The following is a 3,165-nucleotide window of genomic DNA, read 5'->3' as shown; positions in this document are numbered from 1 at the left end:
ATTCCAGTCAGAACCTTGAAAACTGCATAGTGACGCGAAAAAAAATGCAGGCAGACACAGACATGAAACGATGTTCGTGAATGCTAAATTGGACACCAAATAGATTGAGTGGTCAAGCTAATAAGGGCTAACGGTGGATACCTAGGCACACAGAGGCGAAGAAGGACGTGGTTACCGACGATATGCTCCGGGGAGTTGGAAGCAAACTTAGAGCCGGAGATTTCCGAATGGGGCAACCCTATATACTACCTGCTGAATATATAGGCAGGAGAGAGCCAACCCAGCGAACTGAAACATCTTAGTAGCTGGAGGAAGAGAAATCAAATAGAGATTCCCTGAGTAGTGGTGAGCGAAAGGGGAAGAGCCTAAACCAAAGAGTTTACTTTTTGGGGTTGTGGGACAGCGAGAGCGAATCTAGAGACTAGACGAAGCAGCTAAATACTGCACCAGAGGAGGTGAAAGTCCTGTAGTCGAAAGTTAAAGGATAGTAGCTGAATCCCGAGTAGCATGGGGCACGAGGAATCCCATGTGAATCCGCGAGGACCACCTCGTAAGGCTAAATACTACTGTGTGACCGATAGTGAACCAGTACCGCGAGGGAAAGGTGAAAAGAACCCCGGAAGGGGAGTGAAATAGAACATGAAACCGTTAGCTTACAAGCAGTGGGAGGACGATTTAACGTCTGACCGCGTGCCTGTTGAAGAATGAGCCGGCGACTTATAGGCACTGGTAGGTTAAAGCGAGAATGCTGGAGCCAAAGCGAAAGCGAGTCTGAAAAGGGCGATAATCAGTGTTTATAGACCCGAACCCTGGTGATCTAACCATGGCCAGGATGAAGCTTGGGTAACACCAAGTGGAGGTCCGAACCGACCGATGTTGAAAAATCGGCGGATGAGCTGTGGTTAGGGGTGAAATGCCAATCGAACCAGGAGCTAGCTGGTTCTCCCCGAAATGTGTTTAGGCGCAGCGGTAACGATTATATCTGGGGGGTAAAGCACTGTTTCGGTGCGGGCTGGGAGACCGGTACCAAATCGAGACAAACTCTGAATACCCAGAGAACAGGTTGCCAGTGAGACAGTGGGGGATAAGCTTCATTGTCAAGAGGGAAACAGCCCAGACCACCAGCTAAGGTCCCCAAATCATTGCTAAGTGATAAAGGAGGTGAGAGTGCACAGACAACTAGGAGGTTTGCCTAGAAGCAGCCACCCTTGAAAGAGTGCGTAATAGCTCACTAGTCAAGCGCTCTCGCGCCGAAAATGAACGGGGCTAAGCAATGTACCGAAGCTGTGGGATAAATCTATCGATTTATCGGTAGGGGAGCGTTCCGTCGTAGGTAGAAGCAGTAGCGGCAAGCAGCTGTGGACGAAACGGAAGTGAGAATGTCGGCTTGAGTAGCGCAAACATTGGTGAGAATCCAATGCCCCGAAACCCTAAGGGTTCCTCCGCCAGGTTCGTCCTCGGAGGGTTAGTCGGGTCCTAAGGCGAGGCCAAACGGCGTAGTCGATGGACAACGTGTCAACATTCACGTACTATTCTGTGGGAGCATAAATTGGGACGCATCAAAGATAGCCATACCCTGATTGGTTTGGGAGGAGTTTACGAACTCCGCATGGTGAAGGATAGTGCCTAGAAAAGCAGTTTATGTGATGAAAGCAGAATACCCGTACCCGAAACCGACACAGGTAGGGAGGTTGAGTATACCAAGGGGCGCGAGATAACTCTCTCTAAGGAACTCGGCAAAATGGCCCCGTAACTTCGGAAGAAGGGGTGCCCACCTCAGACGTGGGTCGCAGTGAAGAGATCCAGGCGACTGTTTACCAAAAACACAGGTCTCCGCAAACTCGTAAGAGGACGTATGGGGGCTGACGCCTGCCCAGTGCCGGAAGGTTAAGGAAGTCGGTCAGACGAAAGTTAAAGCTGGCGACCGAAGCCCCGGTGAACGGCGGCCGTAACTATAACGGTCCTAAGGTAGCGAAATTCCTTGTCGGGTAAGTTCCGACCCGCACGAAAGGCGTAACGATCTGGATGGTGTCTCAGAGAGAGACTCGGCGAAATAGGAATGTCTGTGAAGATACGGACTGCCTGCACCTGGACAGAAAGACCCTATGAAGCTTTACTGTAGCCTGGAATTGTGTCCGGGCTTCGCTTGCGCAGGATAGGTGGGAGGCGTTGAAGTATTCCTTGTGGGGAATATGGAGCCAACGGTGAGATACCACTCTGGCGAAGCTAGGATTCTAACCCATCTCCGTGATCCGGAGAGGGAACAGTTTCAGGTGGGCAGTTTGACTGGGGCGGTCGCCTCCTAAAAGGTAACGGAGGCGCGCAAAGGTTCCCTCAGCACGCTTGGAAACCGTGCGACGAGTGTAAAGGCATAAAGGGAGCTTGACTGCAAGACCGACAAGTCGAGCAGGTACGAAAGTAGGCCTTAGTGATCCGACGGCGCAGCGTGGAATGGCCGTCGCTCAACGGATAAAAGTTACTCTAGGGATAACAGGCTGATCTCCCCCAAGAGTCCACATCGACGGGGAGGTTTGGCACCTCGATGTCGGCTCATCGCAACCTGGGGCGGAAGTACGTCCCAAGGGTTGGGCTGTTCGCCCATTAAAGCGGTACGTGAGCTGGGTTCAGAACGTCGTGAGACAGTTCGGTCCATATCCGGTGCAGGCGTAAGAGCATTGAGAGGAGTCCTCCTTAGTACGAGAGGACCGGGAGGAACGCACCGCTGGTGTACCAGTTATCGTACCAACGGTAAACGCTGGGTAGCCAAGTGCGGAGCGGATAACCGCTGAAAGCATCTAAGTGGGAAGCCCACCTCAAGATGAGTGCTCTCACTACGTAAGTAGGTAAGGTCACGGGCAGAACACCCGTTCATAGGCGGTAGGTGGAAGTGCAGCAATGTATGTAGCCGAGCCGTGCTAATAGACCGAGGGCTTGACCTCTTCGATTTGGTTGACATCAAATCATTTTTATTCGCGTCTCTGTGCAGCCTTCAGGGTCCTGAACCCTCGAAGTTAACTATTGAAAATTAATTAATTGTTTAATTTTTAATTCTTAATTTTGAATTCTTTCCTGGTGTCTATTGCGTAGTGGAACCACACTGACCCCTTCCCGAACTCAGTTGTGAAACGCTACTGCGGCGACGATAGTTTTTGGGTAGCCAAACGC

Annotated in this window: 2 rRNA genes; both read left to right on the top strand. The window is 51.3% G+C overall.

What is annotated here, in order from left to right:
- The first annotated feature begins 110 nt into the window (after window positions 1–110).
- A 23S ribosomal RNA gene (locus H6G32_RS26255) occupies window positions 111–2,939 on the top strand.
- Window positions 2,940–3,068: 129 nt separating this feature from the next.
- Window positions 3,069–3,165: ribosomal RNA gene (gene rrf, locus H6G32_RS27575) — 5S ribosomal RNA — on the top strand; the annotation flags it as partial.

Source organism: Cylindrospermum sp. FACHB-282, from assembly GCF_014697195.1.
GTDB lineage: Bacteria > Cyanobacteriota > Cyanobacteriia > Cyanobacteriales > Nostocaceae > Cylindrospermum.
This window is presented reverse-complemented; position numbering and strand designations above follow the sequence as displayed.